Source organism: Nonomuraea sp. NPDC049152, assembly GCF_040648355.1.
Lineage (GTDB): Bacteria > Actinomycetota > Actinomycetes > Streptosporangiales > Streptosporangiaceae > Nonomuraea.
Window position 1 is genome coordinate 76115 of the sequence record NZ_JBEZDO010000030.1, and the last position, 21794, is coordinate 97908.

Sequence of the window (21794 nt, forward strand, 5' to 3'; positions counted from 1 at the left end):
GCTCCTTAACCAAGCGATTGCTCGGGACCGTTTCTTAGAGTAGCTTGCCGCTCATGGGATTCGCTGCGGTCGCGGGCGTGCGGCTGTTCTACACCGACGACGGCTCAGGCGACACGACGCTGCTGCTCGTCCACGGCTGGGGCGCGGACTCCCACCAGTGGGCCCAGCACATCCCCTCTCTCGCGCGCAAGCACCGGGTGATCGCGGTGGACCTGCGCGGGCACGGCTACTCCTCGGCAGGGGAGAAGGACAACAACCCCGTCCGCATGGCCGAGGACCTCATGGAACTGCTCGACCAGCTCGGCGTCGAGCGGTTCGTGGCCGTCGGCCACTCCATGGGCGGGGTGATCGTCTCGCGGCTCGCCGTCGAGCATCCCTCGCGCGTGGCCGCCGTCGTCGCGGTGGATCCGGGCTACGGGCGTCCCGACGAGGTCGTGGCCATGGCGGTCGCGATGCGGGACAGGCCCGCCGTACAGATCGACGAATGGTGTTACACCCCCGCCTCGCCCGGCTGGCTGCGCGAGTGGCACCGGCGCCGGTTGCTGGCCACGCCGCCGCACGTGCTGGCCGAGGCCTTCGACGGGCTGTGGTCGGGGGAGGAGGCCATCGGCTCGCGGGGCGCGGCCGGGCCGTACCTGTCGCGGCGCGAGTGCCCCGTCCTCACCTTCTGGACCGACCCCGCGCAGGCGGCGTGGGAGACGGGCCTGTTCAAGCATCCCGCCTCGCGCACGGTCTGCTGGCAGGGCAGCGGACACCGGCTGCACGAGGAGCGGCCCGCCGAGTTCTTGCTCGTGGTCAATCAATGGCTGAAGGAGATCTCCCGGTGAAGTTCGCCATCTTTCTGAACCCCCAGATCCCCGGCTCGGGGTACGCGGCCGAGGAGAACGCGCGGGCCAAGCGGCCGATCGGACGGGACACCGAGTCGTACCAGAGGCTGCTGCACGAGGTGCGGGAGATCGCGGTGCACGCCGACAGGATCGGCTTCGACGCGCTGATGATGACCGAGCACCACTTCCATTCGGAGGGGATGGAGTTCTCGGTCAACCCGCTCATGTTCCTCACCGACCTGGCCGCGAGGACGGAGCGGATCCTACTGGCGCCGCTGGGCCTCGTGCTGCCCGCATGGGACCCGATCAGGGCGGCCGAGGACGTGGCGCTGCTCGACCAGTTCTCCAAGGGGCGGCTGCGGCTGGGGGTGGCGCGCGGCTACCAGAACCGGTGGATGAACGTGCTCGGCCAGCGCTGGCACGCGGCGGCGGCCAGGTCGGACGGCTCGTCGAGCGACAACCGCAACTTCGACGTCTTCGGCGAAGTCCTCAAGATCATGAAGATGGCTTGGACACAGGAGACCCTTCGCTACAAGTCCGACGTCCTCGACTATCAGGTGCCGTATCCCTTCGAGGGGATCGAGGGCTGGCCCGCCACCGAGTGGACGCGGACCTTCGGCGCCCCCGGCGAGCTCGACGACGACGGCAAGGTCCAGGCGGTCAGCGTCTGCCCCAGGCCGTACCAGAACCCGCATCCCGAGCTGTGGCAGCCGTTCACGATCTCCGACCGCTCGGTCATCAGGGCCGCGCAGGAGGACATCATGCCGTGGATGTTCACCCCCAACCCCGACGACCACGCCGCGAAGGCCAAGCTCTACCAGGAGGAGTCGGCCAGGCAGGGCCGCGACTACAAGCTGGGCGAGCACACCGGCATCCTCAAGATCGTCGGAATCGCCGACACGACCGAAGAGGCGATCAACACCTACGGCAAGAAGATCCCCAAGGACTTCGCCGCGTTCTTCGGGCCTTTCGGTTACCTGGAGGTGCTGCGCAAGAAGGAGGACGACAAGCACCAGCCGATCTCGCCGGAGAAGGGCGACGTGCGCCGGATGAACGACGTCGAGATGGCGCTGTTCGGCTCGCCCGACGACGTCAAGCGCGGCATCCAGCGCATGCTCGACCGCATGCCCGACCTGGAGTGGTTCGGCCTGTACATGCAGGGCCAGCAGGGCGTCCTCCCGCTCGACACCGTCAAGCGCAACCTCGAACTGTTCGCCACCAAGGTCATCCCGGAGTTCCAGTCAACTACCTCCGGGTGATCCCGAAGACTTGCTCTCACGGTCCCATCTGGAGGAAGGGAGGCCGGTAGCGTGCGGGCGATTGACTGCGCCCCCGCTCGCGACGGCGCGCTGGGCGATGTTGCGAGCTGCGATGTGATCGGCGTGCCCAGCGAGGCCACACCTGGTGCAAAGAAACCGACCGCGTACTGGCCGGTTGGCCTTCGAGACGAAACCGCATTCAGGGCAGCACTGGCTTGTGTAGGACGGGTCCACCAGCGCAAAAGCGATCCCGAGTCGTGCGGCCTTGTAACGCGTGAACGCAATCTGCTGGGCGAACGCCCAGGAGTGCAAGGTGCGCCGCTGGGACCGATAAGCCCTTGCCCGCCCGCGGATGCCGTGGAGTTGTTCCATGGCGATGCCTCGGCCGGTGCGTTCGGTCTCTCGCACCATGTGTTTGCTGATCTGATGATTGACATCCGTCATCATCCGGTGCTCGCGTCCGGACATGCGGCGCAGTATCCGCCGCGCCGACGAGGACCTCTTGCGCTGCAACCGTCGGCGCTGGCGGTGCCGCCGAGCACGTATGGCGCGCACGTGCGCGTTACCGCGAATCGTGCCCGGCAGCGCGGCACCAGGGAGCACCACCCCATCAGAGGTCACGGCCAGGTTTCCCGTAAAGGCCGCACGCGCCTCGTAGCAGGCCAGACGATGCAACGCGACCAGCTTGAAGGTTCTGTGCGACCAAGCCAGCCGGGAGACAAAGGTGGCAGCCTCGTTACACAGCTCCATCGCCGCTGCCAGCCGCACCGCATCTCCGGGGACCGGGTTGAGCCGAAGCTGTATGACAGACGGCAGACCTACACATTTAGCCTCCGACCTGTGAAACGCCAATACGATCACCCGCCTCCTATGATCACCACGCATATTACCCATTGAGATGAAGTCATTACAGAGAGTTCTGACATAAGGAGTGATGGACCATGAGGCACAGCCGATGAAGTTCTGGCTCGGCGCATCCTTCTGCGACACCTCGGAGTTCGTCGAGCTGGCCGTGACGGCCGAACGCTGCGGGTTCGACACCTTCACGCTGTCGGACCACCTGTTCTTCGCCGACTTCAGCACTCCGTACCCGTACGGCAGGATGCGGTGGACGGCCGAGACGCACTGGCCTGACGTGTGGGTGACGATCGGCGCCATGTCGGCGGTGACGACGCGGCTGCGCTTCTCGCCCAACGTCTACATCGCGCCCGCGCGCGACCTGATCACCGTGGCCAAGCAGGTCTCTACGGCCGCCGTGCTGTCGGGCGACAGGGTCAGCTTCGGGGTGGGCGTCGGCTGGTGCAAGGAGGAGTTCGTCGCCACGGGGCAGGACTTCCACACGCGCGGGCGCAGGCTCGACGAGATGCTCCCTCGCCTGCGCGAGCTCTGGTCGGGCGCGCAGGTCGACCTGCCTGGCCTGCCGTCGCTGTCGATGTCGCCCGTGCCCGCCGTACCGATCCCGATCTACGTGGGCGGCGACAGCGAGGCGGCGCTGCGCAGGGCGGCCCGCGCCGGCGACGGCTGGATCGGCAACAGGATCTACACCGAGGAGCAGATCGACGCCGTCCTCGCCGACCTGCGCCGCTACCTGAAGGAGTACGGCAGGCAGGAGGACGCGCTGGAGATCATCGCCCCGCTGGCGGTGCTCCCCGACGCCGACACCTACAAGCGCTTCGCCGACAAGGGCATCACCGGCACGATGGCCGCCCCCTGGTGGCTGTCGCCCGACGAGCCCAAGACCGACACGATGGAGCGCTTCGCCGAGGAGGTCATCGCCAGGATGTGAGGCGCACAGAGCTCACCGGGCTTGGGGCACTCCCAGCTCGGCGAGCGCCTGGGCCACGATGTCCCTGGGCGCCGTCTCGACCACGCCGATCCTGGTCAGGGCGGCGATCCCCAGGTAACCGCTGTAGCCCGCGACCGCCCTGTCCCAGGCCCGGGCGGCGGGCTGCCCCAGTTCCTCCAGCGCGGCCCGCATCACCGCGAGCCTGCGCGCGCTCACCCTCCTGACCACCTCCGCGATGAACGGATCGTCCGCCGCGCTGATCAGCCTGAACGAGATCGCCGCGTCCGCCGGATCGGCGAACGCCAGCTCCAGCAGCGCGCGCATCCGCTCGGCCGGGTCGCCGACGTCCGTCAGCCGGGCGATCACCTGCTCGGTGTGCGACTCCCACAGCGCGAGCGCCGCCTCCACGAGCGCGTGCCTGTTGGCGAAATGCCAGTAGAAGCTGCCCTTCGACACTCCCAGCCTGGCCGCCACCGGCTCCACCGCCACGGCGGTGAGCCCGCCGTCCGCGAGCGCGTCGAGCGCCGCCCTGGCCCAGTCCTCCGCGTTCACCCGACCCATGCGCCCAGCCTGCCATACGGGGGCGTATGGTCTTTCCATACGCAACCGTATGGAAAGGCGGATCGCGCATGCCCACCCTGGCCGACCGGTACATCCCCCACCCCGAACACGCCGAGCGGCACTCGATCGTCATCGACGCCCCCCGCGAACGCGTCTGGGCCGCGCTGCACGACCTGAAGGCGAGCGACATCCGCGCGGCGCGACCGCTGTTCGCGGTCCGCAACCTCGTCTCGCGCCTGCTCCACGGGCACGCCCAGAACGATCTGCCCGTCTTCGACGTGCTCGAGGAGGTGCCCGGCAGTGAGATCGTGCAGGGCGTGGTCGGCCAGTGGTGGCGGCTCGGCGCCGCGACCAACCTCCCCGTCGCCGACTGGGAGAGCTTCGACCTGCCCGGGTACGGCAAGGCCGTCTTCAGCTTCCACCTGTCCGACCTCGGCGGCGGCCGCGTCCTGCTGACGACCGAGACCAGAGTGATCACCACCAGCCCCGACGCCCGCCGGGCGATGGCCCGCTACTGGGCGGTGATCAGGCTCGGCAGCGGTTTCGTGCGCCGCGTCATGCTGGGCGCGCTCAAGCGGCGCGCGATGGCCCGATAGCCTCCTCCCATGCTGGAAGAGATAACGGCGACCCGCTACGTGACCCCGTTGCGGGAAGGCGGGTCGCTGCCGGGGGTGGTCGAGGCCGACGACCTCGGCACCTATGTCGTGAAGTTCCGCGGCGCGGGACAAGGGCCCAAGGTCCTCGTCGCCGAGATCATCTGCGCCGAGCTGGCCAGGCGGCTCGACCTGCGCACTCCCGAGCTCAAGCTCATCGACCTCGACCCGCAGATCGGCCTGCGCGAACCCGACTTCGAGATCCAGGAGCTGCTCCGGGCCAGCGAGGGACGCAACGTCGCGATCGACTTCCTGCCCGGCGCGCTCGGCTTCGACCCTTTGTCGTGGCGCCCCGATGCCGGCTTCGCCGCCGAGGTCCTGTGGTTCGACGCCCTCATCCACAACGTCGACAGGACCTGGCGCAACCCCAACCTCCTGGTCTGGCACCACGACACCTGGCTCATCGACCACGGCGCCGCGCTGTGGTTCCACTACAGCTGGAAGAACGCCGACCCGCAGCGGCCCTTCGACGCCGCTGACCACGTCCTCGCCCCGTTCGCCGCCGACGTCCACGCGGCGGGCGACCGGCTGGCCGCGAAGATCACCAGGGAGCTCCTCACCGAGATCACCGCGCTGGTGCCCGACGAGTGGCTGGAGGCGGAGCAGGGGTTCGAGTCGGCGCAGGCCGTACGGGACGCCTACGTCGAACACCTGCTGGCCCGCGCCCACGGACCCCGCGACTGGTTGCGAACCTCTCCGAAGGACGAGCGGAAGAGCGGCCCCGGCTCGGTCGGCGCCTTCTGGAAGCAGGGAGACGAGTGATGGAGCGCGACGTCTACGAGTACGCCGTCATCCGCGTCATCCCGCAGATGGAGCGTGGCGAGCAGATCAACGCCGGGATCCTGCTCTACTGCCAGCCGCGCGCCTACCTGTGCGCACGCGTCGAACTCGACGAGTCCCGCCTGCGCGCCCTCGACCCCGGCACCGACCCCGCCGAGGTACGGCTGGCGCTGGCGGCCTACGAACTGGCGTGCGGCGACTCCGCGGGGCCGCTCGTGGGCGAGTCCCTGGGCAGCCGGTTCCGCTGGCTGACCGCCCCGCGCAGCACGGTCGTCCAGACCTCAGCGGTCCACGCGGGCCTGACCACGGACCCCGACGCCGAACTCGCGCGCCTGTTCGACCGCCTCGTCCGCCTCTGACGCCGGCCCGCCGGCCCCGGACGGCGGGCTCTAGCGGTGTCCCAGGATGTTGATCACTCGCCCGTTGGGGTCGCGGACGAAGAACCTGCGCACGCCCCACTCCTCGTCCTGCAGCGGGTGGACGATCTCCGCGCCGCTCTCGCACACCGCCGCGTAGGCGGCGTCCACGTCGTCCACCTCGACGCTCAGGTCGGGGTTGACGGGCGCGGTCTGGTCGGCGGTCATGACGCTGACCTGTGCGGCGGGCTGGGTGGGCGAGGCGAGGGTCATGATCCAGCCGTGGTTCATCACCTCCTCGAAGCCCAGGAGGGCGTAGAAGTCCCTGCTCTCCTGGATGGCCTCGGAGGTGATGTTGGGCACGACACGGCGAACGGTCATCGACGGCTCCCGGTAGGTGAGGTGCCGCCGATTCTCCCAGAACCGCCGGGCGGCTGGGTCAGTCGCGTGCGTCGACGAGGCGGGACAGGCCGTCTAGGAGCAGCTCGAGGCCGAGACGGAACGCGCCCTCCGGATCGGTCGCCAGCCCGGTCGCCTCGCCGAGACTCGCCGAGACCCGTTGGGCGACGGGATAGGAGTCGCCCGCCATTGCGGCGCCCAGGCTCGGCCCGACGCTCTCCCACCACTGCACGTCGGTCAGGGAGCTCTCCTCCCTGATCCGCCGAAGCGAGAGGGTCCCGCGCGCGGCGCTGGAGACCAGGCCGAGGATCGCCGTCAGCGCCCGGTCCATTTCGAGGTCGCTCAGGCCCAGCCCGTCGAGCGCGGCGAGTTCCGCTTCGTACTTGCCTGACACGCCGGGCCCGGGGACCGGACGGCCCGGCGCGACGTCCACCGTCCAGGGGTGGGCCATGTGGTGGTCCCAGTTGGCCTGGGCGATCCGCTCGACCCTGGCCCTCCAGGGCCCGGCCGGTGGCGACGCGTAGACCTCCGCGGCGACGGCGTCGAGCATGACCTCGATGAGCTCGGACCGTCCGGCGATGTACGGGTAGAGCGCCATCGCGCTCACGCCCAGGTCGCCGGCCACCCTGCGGAGGGTGAGCGCGTCGAGCCCCTCCTGGTCGGCCACGGCGATCGCCGCGTCCGTGATGCGCCTCAGTGTGAGCCCCGATCGGCTCACCGTCTCGGTGGGTTTCCACAGCAGCCCGATCAGCTTGACCGGGTCTCCCGGCTGCTCGGCTCTCTTCGCCATCATCAACCCCCAGAGATTTACGTTGTACTATACATTGTCCGAAAGAAGGTCGAGCAGGTGGGAGGGCGTATGGATACCGGACCGGCGCGACAGGCCCCGATCGTCGTTCGCGGGGTCCGCAAGCACTTCGCGAAACCTCGAACTGTTCGGCAGGCTGGCGGGCCTGAACCGCCGGCACGCCCGCGACAGGGCGGCCGAGCTGCTCGAGACGGCGGGGCTGACCGGGGTGGGGAAGCGGCCGGTGGGGGCGTTCTCGGGCGGGATGCGCCGCCGCCTCGACCTGGCGACGTCCCTGATCACCACGCCGGTGGTCCTGTTCATCGACGAGCCGACCACGGGGCTCGACCCGCAGGCTCGCCACGAGCTCTGGGGCTCGGTGCGCGCCCTCGCGGACGCTGGGACCACCGTCCTGCTGACCACCCAGTACCTGGAGGAGGCCGACGCGCTGGCCGACGACGTGGTGATCCTCAGGGAGGGCCAGGTCATCGCGCAGGGAACGCCCGAAGACCTCAAGAGCCTCGTGGGCGAGCCGCGCTGGGAGCTACGCCGGCCGAAGCTCGAAGACGTCTACCTCCATCTGCACGCCACGCGACCGGCAGGAGCACCCGCGTCATGACGACCATCTCCCTGACAGTCCCCGCACAGGCGACCGCGCGCACGCGGCTGTGGCGGGAGGCGACGATCCTCGCCGGGCGCACCATCCGGCACCGGTGGGCCAGGCCGGTGACGTTCGCGGTCCAACTGCTGTTCTTCAAAGGACTGAGCCGATGACCGACCTCGACCAGGTGATCCGCATTCGCGGCGCGCGGGAGAACTCTCTCAAGAACGTCGACGTCGACATCCCCAAGCGCAAGCTCACCGTCGTCACCGGGGTGTCGGGCTCGGGCAAGTCGTCCCTGGTCTTCGACACGCTCGCGGCGGAGTCGGGGCGGCAGCTCAACGAGACGTTCTCGGCCTTCGCCCAGGGCCGGCTGCCCAGCTACGGGCAGCCCGACGTCGACCACCTGGAGAACCTGTCCGCGGTGATCATCGTGGACCAGAAACGCCTCGCGGGCGGCCCCCGCTCCACCGTGGGCACCGCCACGGACATCGGGGCGCGCCTGCGGCTGCTGTTCTCCAGGCTCGGTGAGCCCTCGGCAGGCTACTCCAACGCCTACAGCTTCAACGACCCCGCGGGCATGTGCCCGAACTGCCAGGGCCTGGGCGTCGCCGCCACGGTCGTCGTGGCCGAGCTCGTCGACGAGGACAGGTCGCTCGCCGAGGGCGCGATCACCTTCCCTCCCTTCGCGCCGGGGCAGTGGATGTGGAAGGCCTACGCGCGGTCGGGCTTCTTCGACGCCGACAAGAAGATCCGCGACTACTCCGCCGAAGAGCGCGACATCCTCCTGCACGCCCCCGCCGGCACCCTGAAGCCGCCCGCGGGCATGGACGCCGTCGGCACCGCGTACGAGGGCCTGCTCCCCCGGTTCACCCGCATCTACCTGCAACGCGAACCTGAGTCGTTCAAGGGCGCCCAGCGGGCGGCGTTCGAGCGGATCGTCGCCAGGCGCCGCTGCCCCGAGTGCGCGGGCTCGCGGCTGGCGCAACCGGCACGCGCCAGCCTCGTCGACGGGCGCTCCATCGCCGACTGCAACGCGATGCAGGTCGACGATCTGCTGGCCACGATCGGCTCCTTCGACCGCCCTGAGGTCGCGCCGCTGACCGGCGTGCTCCGCGAGCACCTGGGACGCATGGTCACCCTCGGTCTGGGCTATCTGAGCCTCGACAGGGCGACCTCGACGCTCTCCGGCGGCGAGTCGCAGCGCATCAAGATGGTGCGCCACCTCGGCAGCGCCCTCACCGACATGCTCTACGTCTTCGACGAACCCACGGTCGGCCTGCACCCGCGTGACGTGCACACCCTCGGCGAGATGCTGATCGCCCTCCGCGATCGCGGCAACTCGGTGATCGTGGTCGAGCACGCTCCCGAGGTCATGGCCATCGCCGACCACTGCATCGACATGGGCCCAGGCGCGGGCGCGGCGGGCGGCACCGTCGTCTTCGAGGGCACCTACGCCCGGCTCCGCCAGGCCGACACCCTCACGGGAGCCGGGCTGCGGGCGGACAGGACCGAGCGGGGCCGGCCGCGCCCCGCCATCGACTGGATGCTGATCGAGCACGCCGCCACCCACAACCTCCACGACGTCACCGTGCGCATCCCGCGCGACGTCATGACCGTGGTCACCGGCGTGGCGGGGTCGGGCAAGAGCAGCCTCATCCTGGGTCATCTGCCCGTCGTCGAGCCCGGCGCGGTCGTGATCGACCAGCGGCCGATCCGCGGCTCGCGGAGGTCCAACGCGGCGACCTTCACCGGACTCCTGGACTCCGTCCGCCAGATCTTCGCGAAGGCGACCCGCCGGCCCGTCGGCCTGTTCACTCCCAACTCGACCGGCGGCTGCCCCGCCTGCGAGGGAACCGGCCTGATCTACACCGACCTGGCGTTCATGGAGGGGGTCACCACCCGCTGCGAGTCCTGCAAGGGCAGGCGCTTCACCCCCGAGGCCCAGCGGCACAGGGTCGACGGTCGCTCGATCGCCGACGTCTTCGAGATGAGCGTCAACGACGCCCAGAAGTTCTTCACCCAGAAGTCCGTCCGGGATCCCCTCGACCGCCTGGACGACGTCGGCCTCGGGTATCTCACCCTCGGGCAGCCGCTCAGCTCCCTGTCCGGTGGGGAGCGCCAGCGGCTCAAGCTCGCCACCGAGCTGGCCGCGCCCGGCCGTACGATCATCCTCGACGAGCCCACGACCGGGCTGCACATCGCGGACGTCGAACGGCTCGTCGGCCTCGTCGACCGGCTGGTGGACTCCGGTGCCACGGTCGTCGTCATCGAGCACAACCTCGACGTCGTCCGCGCCGCCGACTGGATCATCGACCTCGGCCCCGAGGCGGGGCACGACGGGGGCCGCGTCGTCTTCGAAGGCACCCCCCGGCAGCTGGTCGCCTCCTCCGACACCCACACGGCCCGCCACCTCCGCCACCACCTGGAATCCACCGGCCTCACCTGACCGCGCCTCCACGGGGGCGACGCTCAGGCGAGGCATCCCCATGGATGTGATCAGTGTCACGGGTCGCGGGTGTCAGGGATCGGGCCGCCGCGCCCAGGCCGTAGCCGGCTCCCAGCACCACGATGCGGTGTGTCATGGTTCCCCCTCTTGAGTCACCACCTGAACCGGGCAGCGGCCCGCCTGCACCTGTACAGGTCGCTCCACCGGCTCGGCGTCAAGGTGCGCGAACAGGTCGTGATCGGCAAGGTCACGGGCGAGGTGCTGGTCCTCGGCGACGGCGGTGAGGCGCGGATGTCGTGCCAGACCGGGATCCCGATGGGCCTGTACGCGGGGAACGCGGTCGCGGACCTGGTCGCGGGCCGGGATCCCGCGCCCGTGTCAGGATCCGTTACGTCTGGACGGACATCAGCCTGGGCCGCCGTGACGGTGTCACCCAGTTCACGCGGGCCTACGACAGCCCGCTCGGCGGCGCCGTGCTCACCGGCAGGGCCTCGGCGCTGTTCAAGGAGTTCGTCACCAGGGGCACCGTCCTGACGATGCGCCATCCGGGCCCCCGCCTCCGGCGCAGGTGAGCCTGCTCACAGGCGGACCAGCATCTTGCCGACGTTACGGCCGTGCATCAGGTCGAGGAAGGCGGCGGGCGCCCGCTCGATGCCGTCCACCACGGTCAGCTCCGTGCGCAGGGAGCCGTCGGCCAGCCATCCCGCCGCCTTGCCGATCCACTCCCCGAACAGGTGGTAGTAGGAGGTGACCAGCATGCCGCGCATCGTCGCGTCCTTGGCCGCCAGCGAGAACAGGTTGGCGGGCCCCGGCACGGGCGAGGTGGCGTTGTACGCGCTGATCGCGCCCACGAGGGCGATCCTGCCGCCGGGGCGCAGGGCGTCGATGGCGGCCACCAGATGGTCGCCGCCGACGTGGTCGACGTACACGTCGACGCCCTCGGGCGCGACCTCCGCCAGCTGTACGGCCAGCGAACCCTCCCTGTAGTCGATGGCGGCGTCGAAGCCGAACTCCTCCACCACCTTCTTCGCCTTCAGCGGCCCGCCGGTCGAGCCGATCACCTTGGCGGCGCCCAGCTTGCGGGCGAGCTGGCCCGCGACGCTGCCGACGGCTCCCGCCGCGGCCGAGACGAACACGACGTCGCCCTGCCGTACGGGAGCGACCTCGGTCAGCGTGGCGTAGGCGGTCAGGCCCGTGGATCCCAGCGCGCCCAGGTAGGCCTCGGCGGGCGCCAGAGCGGTGTCGACCACGGTCGCGGCCGCGGCCTCCACCACCGCGTACTCCCTCCAGCCCGCGAAGTGCACGACCGTCGCGCCCACGGCGACGTCGGCGGAGCGGGAGGCGACGACCTCGCCCACCGCCGAGCCGTCCATGGGGGCGTCGAGCTCGAAGGGCGGGATGTAGGACTCGACGTCGTCCATCCGGCCGCGCATGTACGGGTCCACCGACATCCAGGTGTTGCGGACCAGGATCTGTCCCTCGGCCAGGTCTGGGACCTCGGTGGTCGCCAGGGAGAAGTTCGAGAGCGCGGGCTCGCCGACGGGGCGGGCGGCCAGGCGGATCTCACGGCTTGCGGTCATGGTGTCTCTCCTCGTTCGTTGGTGAGCACCACAGTGCGGCAGGCCGCGCACGATCGGCTGGTGGTCGGCTGGGGGTGGCCTGGGGGGCAGGCCGGGAACCCCCCTCCGGGGTCCTCCCCCGGTTCTCAGGGGTGGATTCAGGGTGGTCCCTGAAGGCGTTCCCCCGCGCGTGTAGGAAGGTGAGCATCGTGAAGACGAAGAGGACGATCGTGATGGCGGGCCTTCTGGGGCTCGGAGTGCTGCTGACGGGCTGCGGCATCGCCGGCGCCGAGGAGCGCGACACCGCCTCCTACGACGTCACCGACAAGGTGGCGGGCGTCAAGATCGAGGGTGACTCGAGCGGCATCGTGGTCACCGAGTCCGACCGGCAGGGCGTCCACGTGACGGAGACCCTGACGTGGCGGAACAACAAGCCGAAGCCCACCCACGTGGTCCAGGGCGACACGCTGGTGCTGACGTTCACCTGCCCGATCTCGGTGGGGATGTCCAGCTGCGACGTCGGCTACGAGGTCGAGGTGCCGCGAGGGCTCAGGATCAAGGCCGGCACCGACTCCGGCGAGGTGACGCTGCGCGCGCTGTCCGGCGAGGTCGAGGCGACGAGCGACTCCGGCAGGATCGAGGCCAGGGACCTGACGGCCAAGCGGGTGACGACCGAGAGCGACTCGGGCGACATGACGCTCGTGTTCGCCGGGCAGCCCGACAAGGTCAAGACGACGACCGACTCCGGCACGACCGAGGTCCGCGTGCCGCAGGGGCCGTACAACATCACGACAGACACGGATTCGGGGCGCAAGAAGATCACCACGAAGAGCGACGCGTCGGCCTCCCGCGTGATCGAGATGTCCAGCGACTCGGGCGACCTCGAGGTCGTCACCCCCTAGTACGTCCGCAGGACGGGGGCGCCCTCTATCGGGTTGACGCCCCGATCGCGCCGAGCCGGCGCGTGAGGTAGGTCGCCGCCCTCCTCGTCCAGGCGCGCTGATGCGGGGAGGGGCTAACGGAACAGGTCGGCGTTGGCGGCGGCCCATTCGGCGAAGGGGCGCGGCGGGCGGCCCGTCACCTGCTCGACCGTCGGCAGCACGACCGACTCGTCCAGGTTGCCGGCGGCGAAGAAGTCGAAGAACGCGTCGACGTACATCTCCGGCATCGCCGCGCTCATCTGGGCGCGCGCCTCCTCGTCCGACAGCCCGACGAAGGTCAGGTCGCGTCCGAGCACCTGCCTGAGGACGCGCAGCCGGTCGGCCGGCAGCAGCGATTCGGGACCCGTGATCGGGTACACCTGGCCCTCGTGCCCGTCGGCGACGAGCGCCGTGGCGGCGACTGCGCCGATGTCGAGCGGGTCGACGGCCGCCACGCGCACGTCGGGGAAGGCGTCCCTGACCACGTCTCCCGCCTTGAGCTGGTCGAGCCAGCGCAGGGTGTTGGCGAAGAAGGTGCGCGGCCGCAGGATCGTCCACGCCACCCCCGACGCGCGGACCAGCTCCTCCGACTCGATGTGGTAGCGCGAGACGGCGTTGTCACGGTTGCCGGTCTCCGCGGCGCTGGCCGACAGCAGCACCACGCGCTGGACGCCCGCCTTGCGGATCTCCTCCAGCGTCTCTTCCATGCGGTCGTAGCCGCTGAGCAGGAACATCCCGCGCACCCCGTCGAGCGCCGCCGCCACCGACTCGGGGTTGTTGAGGTCGCCCTTCGCCAGCTCGGCGGGCAGGTCGGCCTCGCGCCTGACCAGCGCGCGGACCGGCTCTCCCGCCTCGGCGAGCGCCCTGACGACCGCGCTGCCCGCGTTTCCTGTGGCTCCAGCGACAAGGATCATGACGTCCTTTCTACTAGAAAACAGGCCCCTCTCCTGGAACTCCCCTAGAACAGGACGGACATGAAGGTGTCGATCTCGCGGAAACCGACCTTCCGGTAGACGGTCCGCGCGGCGTGGTTGAAGTCGTTGACGTAGAGCGAGACCACCGGCGCGAAGCAGGACAGCGCCGCCTCCACCACCGCGGCCATCCCTGCCACCGCGTGGCCCTGACCGCGCAGCGAGGGGTCGACCCACACGCCCTGGACCTGGCACGCCTGCGGGGTGACCGCGCCGATCTCGGCTTTGAAGACGACCTTGCCGTCCTCGATGCGGGCGTAGGAGCGGCCGATGCGGATCAGCTCCGCCACCCGCGTGCGATAGAGCGCGCCGCCGTCGCCCCCGTTCGGCGAGACGCCCACCTCCTCGGTGAACATCGCGACGCAGGCGGGCAGCAGGATGTCGAACTCGTCGGGACGCACCCGCCGTACCAGCGGGTCGGCGGGCACCGGCGACTTCTGCGAGGTCGCCATCACCGGCTGCGACCAGCGGATCGCCCTGGCCCGCCCCCAGTACGGCTCGAGCCGCTCCCACAGCAGCTCGACCGCGGGCGCGGGGCCGACGATCGACGAGCACCTGCGCCCCTGCTTGCGCGCGCGGTCGGCGAAGGCGTGCACGGCCTCGGGGCCGGCGTTGACCGGCACCAGGTTGGCTCCGGCGTAGCAGAGCGAGATGAGCGCGCCACGCGGCCCGAACCCCCACATCTGCCCGCCCAGGCGCGTCGGATGCAACCCGACGCTCCTGACCCTGGAGGCGACGAAGACGTTGGCGACAGGGTCGGTGTCGAGAAGTGCGAGCACTTCGTCCCTGTCGCTGTCGTCGAGCACACGCGACGCCGATGTACGCAGCATCACACCGGCCAGCCTACGCGACCTGCCCCCTTTTGACAGGAACCACGCCATCTATCGGGCGCCGAGCAGCTCCGGCAGGATCCGGGGGTCGCGCGGCCCCTCGGGCGCCGTCATCCGCTGCGCGGCGACGGGCGTGGGCAGGCCCTGGCAGGTGGTGTCGGTCTTCGGCACCGTGCCGTCCTCCAGGTACCGGACCAGATGCCGGTCGACGCAGGCGTTGCCGGCCAGCGACGTCCCGTGGTTGCCGCCCGGCTCGACGACCATGCGGGCGCTGGGGAAGCGCCGCCGCAGGTTCAAGGCTCCCTCGTACGGCGTGGCCGCGTCGCGCCGCGACTGGAGCATCAGGATCGGCGGCAGCGAGGGATCCGCCTTGACGGTGACGGGCCTGCCCCCAGGCTCGGACCAGAACGCGCACGGCGCGTTGTACCAAGCGTTCGGCCAGGTCAGGAAGGGGGCGGCGCGGTGCGACCTGGTCATGTCGGCGTGCCACCTCGACCAGTCGCGCGGCCAGGCGGCGTCGCGGCACTGCACGCCCAGGTAGACCGCGTAGCCGTTCTCGTCGTCGGCGTCGTTGCCGGCGTGCTGGCGCCAGGCGTCGACCAGGCCCTGCACGTCGCCATGCCGTACGTAACGCGACCAGGCTCCGGCCAGCTGCGGCCAGATCGAGTTGACGTAGCCGCCCACGGTGAACAGGTCGTCCAGCTCGCTCGGCCCGACCAGGCCGCCCGCCGGCCTGGTGGCGAGCCGCCTGCGCATGGAGTAGTAGGCGAAGGAGGTCTGCCTCGTGGTGCGGCCGAGCCCGTAGACGGCGTTGTTCTTGGCCGTCCATGCGAGGAAGTCGCGGTGACGGCGCTCGAAGGCCCCGTTCTGGGCCAGGTTGGCCTGGTACCAGATGCCCTCGGGGTCGACCGAGCTGTCGAAGACCAGGCGCTTGACCCTGCTGGGGAACAGCGTGGCGTAGACGGCGCCGAGGTAGGTGCCGTAGGAGTAGCCGAGGTAGCTGATGCGCTCCTCGCCCAGCGCGACCCTCATGCGGTCGAGGTCGCGGGCGGAGTTCTCGGTGGTCATGTGCGGCAGCATCCAGGACCACAGGTCGCCGCAGCGGGCGGCGTACTCCTTGGCCCTGCCGATCAGCACCTGCTCGGCCGCCGGGCCGCTCGGCACCTGGTCGGGGCGGGGCGGGGCGTAGTAGCGCGCCGGGTCCACGCAGTGCAGCGCGGGTTCGCTCTTGCCCACCCCCCGCGGGTCGAAGCCGATGACGTCGAGGCGGGAGGCCACCTGCGGAGGCAGCGCCGCGGCGACGTACTTGGCGATCTCCTGACCTGACGCGCCCGGCCCTCCCGGGTTGACCAGCAGGACACCGAGGTGGTTGGCGTCGCGGGAGACGGTGCCCTTGATCCTGTTCAGCGCCAGCGTGATCTGCTGGCCGTACGGGTCGCGGTAGTCGAGCGGCACCCTGACCTCGCCGCACTCCACGCCCGGCTGCTCGGGCGTGTCCGCCGCCGGGCCGGTGAGCCCCACCCCGCCGAGCACCTGATCGGTGACCGAGGGCTTCTTTCCGCACGGCCCCCAGACCACGCCGTCGCCGATCGCCCTCGCCTGAGCGTCCGCGGCGCCACTGACTCCGGTGGTCAGCAGCGCCAATACCGCACCAATCCCGACAACCCGCTTCACCCGGCTGCACTCCCTCTGCTCCATAGGACGAAGCGATGATGCCGTGAGCGACCAGACGGACACGCAGCGTATCCGAGATTGATTACCAATCTGTAACGCTCTCCTTGCTCTTCGTACGCACCTCCCCCTTCATCGGCACAGGGCTCTTCCCGCGCGCCGCGCCCTTCCGGCGCGCCGTGCTCTTCGCGCGGGTCAGTGCGATCACGGTGAGGGTCGCCACGGCGGCGAGGCAGGCGAGAGCGACGCATACCGCGTGGAGCGCGCCGGTGAAGCCGGCGCCGTCCAGCCGCCCTCCGCTGAGGGCGGCCAGCATCGCGCCGACGCCCGCCAGCGCGAGAATCTCCGTCGCCACCCGCGCCGTTCCACGATGACGAAGAGCACGCCGAGCCCCACCGCCGCCGCGAGGGCGCCGAGGACGAGCGGGCTGCCGAACCCCAGGCCGGGCCCCTCGTCGAGCGCGAAGATCAACAGCAGGGGAGAGGTGGTGAACAGCAGGTCCTTTCGAGCGACCGCCAGCATGCGCCGCGCGGGCCCTGCGAGCGGGGCGTGAGACGAGGTCGCCCTCCCGAGCCTCCCCCAGCCCCAGGCGGGCGAGTCACGGGGCTGAGGTTCTTCCGGGGGTGACCACCAGCGTGCGCCGGGTGGCGAGGCGGGCGGCTGGGTCGCCCGCGCTTCTGAAGCCGAGGGTCAGCCGACGGTGACCTGGACGCCGGAGTCGTCGTCGAGGTCGACGTCCACGCCCATCTCCTCGGCGATGCGCAGCGCCTCCTCGATCAGCGTCTCGACGATCTGCGACTCGGGGACGGTCTTGATGACCTCGCCCTTCACGAAGATCTGCCCCTTGCCGTTGCCGGAGGCGACGCCGAGGTCGGCCTCGCGCGCCTCGCCCGGCCCGTTGACGACGCAGCCCATGACCGCGACGCGCAGCGGCACCTTCATGCCCTCGAGCCCCGCCTGGACCTGCTCGGCGAGGGTGTAGACGTCGACCTGGGCGCGCCCGCACGAAGGGCACGAGACGATCTCCAGGCCGCGCTCGCGCAGCCCGAGCGACTCCAGGATCTGGGCGCCGACCTTGACCTCCTCGACGGGAGGCGCGGACAGCGAGACGCGGATGGTGTCGCCGATGCCCTCGGCCAGCAGCGCGCCGAACGCCACGGCCGACTTGATCGTGCCCTGGAAGGCGGGCCCCGCCTCGGTGACGCCGAGGTGCAGGGGGTAGTCGCACTGCCTGGCGAGCTGCCGGTAGGCGTTGATCATCACGACGGGGTCGTTGTGCTTGACCGAGATCTTGATGTCGCGGAAGTCGTGCTCCTCGAACAGCGAGCACTCCCACAGCGCGGACTCCACCAGCGCCTCGGGCGTGGCCTTGCCGTACTTCTGCAGCAGCCTGGGGTCGAGGGAGCCGGCGTTGACGCCGATGCGGATGGGCACGCCGTGGGCCTTGGCGGCCCGCGCGATCTCGCCCACCTTGTCATCGAACTTCTTGATGTTGCCGGGGTTGACGCGGACGGCCGCGCAGCCCGCCTCGATGGCGGCGAAGACATACTTCGGCTGGAAGTGGATGTCGGCGATGACGGGGATCTGCGACTTCTTCGCGATGATCGGCAGCGCGTCGGCGTCGTCCTGGGACGGCACGGCGACGCGGACGATCTGGCAGCCCGAGGCCGTGAGCTCGGCGATCTGCTGCAGCGTCGCGTTGACGTCGGCCGTGACCGTGGTGGTCATCGACTGGACCGAGACCGGCGCGTCGCCTCCCACCGGCACGGTGCCGACCATGATCTGGCGGGAGTGGCGCCGCTCGGCCAGCGGCTTGGGACGGACCGAAGGGATGCCCAGTGCTACGGAAGTCACGCCCCCCAGTCTAGGCAGCGATAGGGACCGTCCGGTTACGTGGTTTAGAACATCCCCTTCGCGATGTTTCGCGCCCATGCGTCGGCGGCGAGGACCTCTTCGACTGATTCGGCCGGAGTCGTGACGTGCCGTTCGACGACCTTCGCCACAGTGTCGACGATTCCCAGGAAGGGAAGCCTGCCCTGCTGGAAAGCCTCGACGCACACCTCGTTGGCGGCGTTGTAGACCGCGGGGGCGGTGCCGCCTTCTGTGCCGACGTGCCTGGCGAGCGCCACCGAGGGGAAGGCCTCGTCGTCGAGCGGCTCGAAGGTCCAGGTGTGCGCCCTTGTCCAGTCGACGGCGGAGGCGGCTCCCGCGACGCGGCCCGGGTAACCGAGCGCGAGCGCGATGGGCAGCCGCATGTCGGGCGGGCTGGCCTGGGCGATCGTGGAGCCGTCGACGAACTCCACCATGGAGTGGATGATCGACTGCGGGTGGACGACGACCTCGATCCTGTCGAAGCCGATGTCGAAGAGCAGGTGCGCCTCGATCACCTCCAAGCCCTTGTTGACCAACGTGGCCGAGTTGATCGTGATGACGGGCCCCATCGACCAGGTGGGGTGCGCCATCGCCATCTCGGGCGTGACGTCGGTCAGCTCCGAGCGGCCGCACCCGCGGAACGGACCTCCGCTGGCGGTGACGACGAGCCTCCTGACCACCTCCGGGTCGTAGCCGCTCCCCGGCGGCGCCGCCGCCCACAGGCTCTGCTGCAGCGCCGAGTGCTCGGAGTCGACGGGGATGATCTGGCCGGGCTTGGCCAGCCGCTTCACCAGCGGCCCTCCGATGATCAGCGACTCCTTGTTGGCCAGGGCGAGCGTGCGCCCCGCCTCCAGGGCGGCCAGCGTGGAGGTCAGGCCGAGCGCGCCGGTGATCCCGTTGAGCACGACGTCGGAGTCCATGGCCGCCACCTCTGCGACCCCTTCGGGGCCGCCGAGCACGGTGACCCCTGGCAGCGCCTCCTTCAGAGCGGGTACGGCCGCCGCGTCGGCCACCGCGACCACCTGGGCGCCCGTCTCGACGGCCTGCCTGGCGAGCAGGTCGGCCCGCCCTCCTCCCGCGGCGAGCGCGGTGACGCCGAACCGCCCGGGGTTGCGGGCGATGACGTCGAGGGCCTGGGTGCCGATGGATCCTGTCGATCCGAGCACGGTCACGGAGCGGGAGAGGTCTGAGTCCACGGGCCCATTGTTCCGCATCCCGCGTAACTCCTGTTAACCAGGTGAATTCATGTAAATAAATGTCCGAATAACGCTATATCCGTCTACGCAAATCTTGAGAAATCTGGATATTGGTGCCGCTAACTTCCAACCTCAGTCCCGGTCAATGGAGGTACGCATGCACCGCAGACTCGCTCTGCTTTCCATCCTCACCATCGCCGCCGGCACAGCGACACTGCCAGTGGCGGCGGCACAGGCGGGAGCGGAACCGAAGCCGGTTACCGAGGAGGCCGCCGAGACCAAGACCGAGCAGAAGGCGGTCACGCAGTACTGGACTCCGGAGAAGATGGAGGACGCCCAACCGCTCAACCCGCCTGCCCCCAAGTCGGGCGCCAAGCTCGGCGCGCCGGGCGAGCCCACCACGGGCGTCCCGTGGGAGGCCCCGCCCACGAGCTCGACCCCCGTCGATCCCCAGGCGGCCAAGGCGAGCTCCGGCACCGCGTGGACCGGCGGCGGCGCGATCACCAAGACCGCGGGCCGGGTGTTCTTCACCTACCAGGGCCGCAACGCCTCCTGCTCGGGCAACGCGGTGACCAGCTCGAACAAGAGCGTGGTCATGACCGCGGGGCACTGCGTGAAGATGGGCGGCGCCTTCCACACCAACTGGGTTTTCGTGCCCGGCTACGACAAGGGCGCGCGGCCGCACGGCACGTGGGTGGCCACCAAGCTGCTCACCACGCCGCAGTGGGACGCGCGCGAGGACATCAACTACGACGTCGCCGCCGTGGTGGTGGCGCCGCTGCAGGGCAGGTCGCTGACGGACGCCGTGGGCGGGCAGGGCGTGGCCTTCAACCAGGGCAGGCGCCAGCAGATGCACTCCTTCGGCTACCCGGCGGCCGCGCCGTACGACGGATCGAAGCTGATCTACTGCAGCGGCAGGGCATTCGACGACTTCCTGATGTCGAAGGACCACGGGCTGACCTGCAACATGACCGGCGGCTCGAGCGGCGGGCCATGGTTCGTGAGCTTCGACGAGAAGACGGGGCTCGGCACGCAGAACTCGGTGAACAGTTTCAAGTACAACTTCGCGCCCAACTGGATGTTCGGCCCGTATTTCGGCACCGAGGCCCAGGCGGTCTACAACGCCGCGCAGAACACGAACGCGCTCTGAGCTGATTTACCGAAAGTAGTCACAAGAACACATCTAGTAGTGCAGACTCGGGGCTCATGACTTCGAGCCTCCCCCTGCTTGCGTCCGCGCCACTCGTCGCAGGCATGATGGGCGCGGCACTCATCGGCGCCACGCCCGTCCACCACGCACCGAGGCAGGACGTCGCCGCTTCCGCGCGGCGAGCGGACGTCGTCGAGCACGTGGCCGCACGCGGCTCTCGCGAGCAACGCCGCGTGCTCGACTACTGGACACCGCGACGGATGTCACAGGCCCTGCCCATCGACCTGCTCGACACCGTGGCCAAGGGCGGCCTGATCAAGGACGGCGGCCTGCTCAGCGGGCTCAGCAACAAGACGGGCCTGGCCGTCGCGCCCGAACTGGCGGGCGCCACGGGCAAGGTCGCCCCGCCAAAAAGGCAGGCGGCCCGCCCCTCCACCACGACCAGCGGCTCCCACTGGATGACCGAGGGCGCGGTCACCCGCACGACGGGACGGGTGTTCCTGACGATGGACGGCGTCGACTTCGTCTGCTCGGCCAGCACGGTCAAGAGCGCCAACAGGGACGTCGTGGTCACCGCCGGCCACTGCGTCAAGGACGGCAAGGGCAGCTGGGCCGGCAACTGGACGTTCGTGCCCGGGTACGAGGCCGGGGGCGGCAGGCCGTACGGCACCTACACCGCCCGCCGCATGTTCGTGGCAGGGCCGTGGTCGCGCTCCGGCGACGACAGCTACGACGTCGGCATGGTCGCGCTCAACACCTCGGGCGGCCGGCACGTCGCCGACGCGGTCGGCGCCCAGGACATCGCGTTCAACCCCGCGCGCGGCGGGCAGGCCTACGGCTTCGGCTTCCCCGCCGACCCGCCCTTCGACGGCGAGCGGCTCATCTACTGCGCGGGCAGGGTCGGCGACGACCCCCACGGCCAGACCCGCGACCAGGGCCTGCGCTGCGACATGACCGCGGGTTCGAGCGGCGGGCCTTGGCTGACCTCCTTCGACGCGGTCACCGGGCGCGGCACGGTGACCTCGGTGAGCAGCTTCAAGTACAGCGACGACCGCGGCACCATGTACGGCCCCTACTTCGGCGACTCCGCCAAGGCCCTGTTCACGACCGCCGAAAGGGCGTGACCAGGGAAGAAGCAGCCCGACGCTGCAATACGGGCGAAACACG

24 protein-coding genes are annotated in these 21794 nt (G+C 70.1%); 13 read left to right on the forward strand and 11 right to left on the reverse strand.

The window, feature by feature from the left end; all coding sequences use genetic code 11:
• Positions 1-53: 53 nt before the first annotated feature.
• Together AB0B45_RS39605 and AB0B45_RS39610 are read left to right on the forward strand one after the other, a co-directional pair.
• Complete coding sequence (locus AB0B45_RS39605) at positions 54-827, forward strand: alpha/beta hydrolase (RefSeq protein WP_358141929.1); 774 nt, start codon at positions 54-56, stop codon at positions 825-827.
• Positions 824-2086, forward strand: a complete 1263-nt coding sequence (locus AB0B45_RS39610) for an LLM class flavin-dependent oxidoreductase (protein WP_358141932.1) — start codon at positions 824-826, stop codon at positions 2084-2086. The genes AB0B45_RS39605 and AB0B45_RS39610 overlap by 4 nt, the downstream gene beginning before the upstream one ends.
• Here the strand turns inward: AB0B45_RS39610 and AB0B45_RS39615 are convergent.
• Positions 2069-2980, reverse strand: a complete 912-nt coding sequence (locus tag AB0B45_RS39615) for a transposase (protein WP_358142085.1) — start codon at positions 2978-2980, stop codon at positions 2069-2071. The two genes, AB0B45_RS39610 and AB0B45_RS39615, sit on opposite strands and share 18 nt — an antisense overlap.
• 40 nt (positions 2981-3020) lie before the next feature.
• Between AB0B45_RS39615 and AB0B45_RS39620 the strand changes: the two genes are divergently transcribed.
• Positions 3021-3872: a TIGR03619 family F420-dependent LLM class oxidoreductase gene (locus tag AB0B45_RS39620; RefSeq protein WP_358141935.1), complete on the forward strand. Its 852-nt coding sequence runs from the start codon at positions 3021-3023 to the stop codon at positions 3870-3872.
• A 12-nt stretch (positions 3873-3884) separates the two neighbouring features.
• Here the strand turns inward: AB0B45_RS39620 and AB0B45_RS39625 are convergent, their stop codons facing one another.
• Positions 3885-4433, reverse strand: coding sequence for a TetR/AcrR family transcriptional regulator (locus AB0B45_RS39625; RefSeq protein ID WP_358141938.1), 549 nt, complete (start codon positions 4431-4433; stop codon positions 3885-3887).
• Between the two features lie 68 nt (positions 4434-4501).
• Between AB0B45_RS39625 and AB0B45_RS39630 the strand changes: the two genes are divergently transcribed.
• The 3 genes from AB0B45_RS39630 to AB0B45_RS39640 are packed head-to-tail and all read left to right on the forward strand — an operon-like array spanning position 4502 to position 6225.
• Entirely contained in the window at positions 4502-5029 is a 528-nt protein-coding gene (locus tag AB0B45_RS39630; RefSeq protein WP_358141941.1) for a hypothetical protein, read from the forward strand.
• A gap of 9 nt (positions 5030-5038) precedes the next feature.
• Complete coding sequence (locus tag AB0B45_RS39635; RefSeq protein WP_358141944.1) at positions 5039-5848, forward strand: HipA family kinase; 810 nt, start codon at positions 5039-5041, stop codon at positions 5846-5848.
• On the forward strand, positions 5848-6225 hold the full coding sequence (locus AB0B45_RS39640; RefSeq protein WP_358141947.1) for a DUF3037 domain-containing protein: 378 nt from the start codon (positions 5848-5850) through the stop codon (positions 6223-6225). Before AB0B45_RS39635 ends, AB0B45_RS39640 begins: the two co-directional genes overlap by 1 nt.
• Before the next feature lie 30 nt (positions 6226-6255).
• Here AB0B45_RS39640 and AB0B45_RS39645 read toward each other — a convergent pair whose 3' ends face one another.
• Together AB0B45_RS39645 and AB0B45_RS39650 are read right to left on the reverse strand one after the other, a co-directional pair.
• Positions 6256-6603, reverse strand: coding sequence for a VOC family protein (locus tag AB0B45_RS39645; RefSeq protein ID WP_358141950.1), 348 nt, complete (start codon positions 6601-6603; stop codon positions 6256-6258).
• Positions 6604-6661: 58 nt separating this feature from the next.
• On the reverse strand, positions 6662-7414 hold the full coding sequence (locus tag AB0B45_RS39650; protein ID WP_358141953.1) for a TetR/AcrR family transcriptional regulator C-terminal domain-containing protein: 753 nt from the start codon (positions 7412-7414) through the stop codon (positions 6662-6664).
• 31 nt (positions 7415-7445) lie between these two features.
• Here AB0B45_RS39650 and AB0B45_RS39655 point away from each other — a divergent pair, with 31 nt between their 5' ends.
• The 4 genes from AB0B45_RS39655 to AB0B45_RS39670 all read left to right on the forward strand — a co-directional run bounded on the left by AB0B45_RS39655 (position 7446) and on the right by AB0B45_RS39670 (position 11030).
• Complete coding sequence (locus AB0B45_RS39655) at positions 7446-8027, forward strand: AAA family ATPase (protein ID WP_358141956.1); 582 nt, start codon at positions 7446-7448, stop codon at positions 8025-8027.
• Complete coding sequence (locus AB0B45_RS39660; RefSeq protein WP_358141959.1) at positions 8024-8182, forward strand: hypothetical protein; 159 nt, start codon at positions 8024-8026, stop codon at positions 8180-8182. Before AB0B45_RS39655 ends, AB0B45_RS39660 begins: the two co-directional genes overlap by 4 nt.
• On the forward strand, positions 8179-10458 hold the full coding sequence (locus AB0B45_RS39665; protein ID WP_358141962.1) for an excinuclease ABC subunit UvrA: 2280 nt from the start codon (positions 8179-8181) through the stop codon (positions 10456-10458). The genes AB0B45_RS39660 and AB0B45_RS39665 overlap by 4 nt, the downstream gene beginning before the upstream one ends.
• Positions 10459-10754: 296 nt before the next feature.
• Positions 10755-11030, forward strand: a complete 276-nt coding sequence (locus AB0B45_RS39670; protein WP_358141966.1) for a hypothetical protein — start codon at positions 10755-10757, stop codon at positions 11028-11030.
• Positions 11031-11036: 6 nt separating this feature from the next.
• On the opposite strand, the gene AB0B45_RS39675 is transcribed toward AB0B45_RS39670, so the two are convergent.
• The gene (locus AB0B45_RS39675; protein ID WP_358141969.1) at positions 11037-12038 is read right to left on the reverse strand and encodes an NADP-dependent oxidoreductase; all 1002 of its coding nucleotides are present in this window, start codon (positions 12036-12038) and stop codon (positions 11037-11039) included.
• Positions 12039-12226: 188 nt separating this feature from the next.
• Between AB0B45_RS39675 and AB0B45_RS39680 the strand changes: the two genes are divergently transcribed.
• Entirely contained in the window at positions 12227-12919 is a 693-nt protein-coding gene (locus AB0B45_RS39680; protein WP_358141972.1) for a DUF4097 family beta strand repeat-containing protein, read from the forward strand.
• A gap of 113 nt (positions 12920-13032) precedes the next feature.
• On the opposite strand, the gene AB0B45_RS39685 is transcribed toward AB0B45_RS39680, so the two are convergent.
• From AB0B45_RS39685 to dxr, 6 genes are all read right to left on the reverse strand, one after another.
• Positions 13033-13851, reverse strand: a complete 819-nt coding sequence (locus AB0B45_RS39685) for an NAD(P)H-binding protein (protein ID WP_358141975.1) — start codon at positions 13849-13851, stop codon at positions 13033-13035.
• Positions 13852-13895: 44 nt separating this feature from the next.
• Positions 13896-14738: a GNAT family N-acetyltransferase gene (locus tag AB0B45_RS39690; protein ID WP_358142088.1), complete on the reverse strand. Its 843-nt coding sequence runs from the start codon at positions 14736-14738 to the stop codon at positions 13896-13898.
• A gap of 51 nt (positions 14739-14789) precedes the next feature.
• On the reverse strand, positions 14790-16412 hold the full coding sequence (locus AB0B45_RS39695; protein ID WP_358141978.1) for an alpha/beta hydrolase: 1623 nt from the start codon (positions 16410-16412) through the stop codon (positions 14790-14792).
• 82 nt (positions 16413-16494) lie between these two features.
• Positions 16495-16764 (reverse strand): hypothetical protein, encoded by a 270-nt coding sequence (locus AB0B45_RS39700; RefSeq protein WP_358141981.1) that lies wholly within the window; start codon positions 16762-16764, stop codon positions 16495-16497.
• 335 nt (positions 16765-17099) lie between these two features.
• A complete protein-coding gene (ispG, locus tag AB0B45_RS39705; RefSeq protein ID WP_358141984.1) occupies positions 17100-18263 on the reverse strand; it encodes a flavodoxin-dependent (E)-4-hydroxy-3-methylbut-2-enyl-diphosphate synthase in 1164 nt (387 codons plus the stop codon).
• Between the two features lie 44 nt (positions 18264-18307).
• Positions 18308-19495, reverse strand: coding sequence for a 1-deoxy-D-xylulose-5-phosphate reductoisomerase (dxr, locus tag AB0B45_RS39710; protein WP_358141987.1), 1188 nt, complete (start codon positions 19493-19495; stop codon positions 18308-18310).
• 139 nt (positions 19496-19634) lie between these two features.
• Here dxr and AB0B45_RS39715 point away from each other — a divergent pair, with 139 nt between their 5' ends.
• Together AB0B45_RS39715 and AB0B45_RS39720 are read left to right on the forward strand one after the other, a co-directional pair.
• A complete protein-coding gene (locus AB0B45_RS39715; RefSeq protein ID WP_358141990.1) occupies positions 19635-20627 on the forward strand; it encodes a peptidase in 993 nt (330 codons plus the stop codon).
• 56 nt (positions 20628-20683) lie between these two features.
• The gene (locus AB0B45_RS39720; protein ID WP_358141993.1) at positions 20684-21751 is read left to right on the forward strand and encodes a hypothetical protein; all 1068 of its coding nucleotides are present in this window, start codon (positions 20684-20686) and stop codon (positions 21749-21751) included.
• Positions 21752-21794 lie beyond the last annotated feature (43 nt).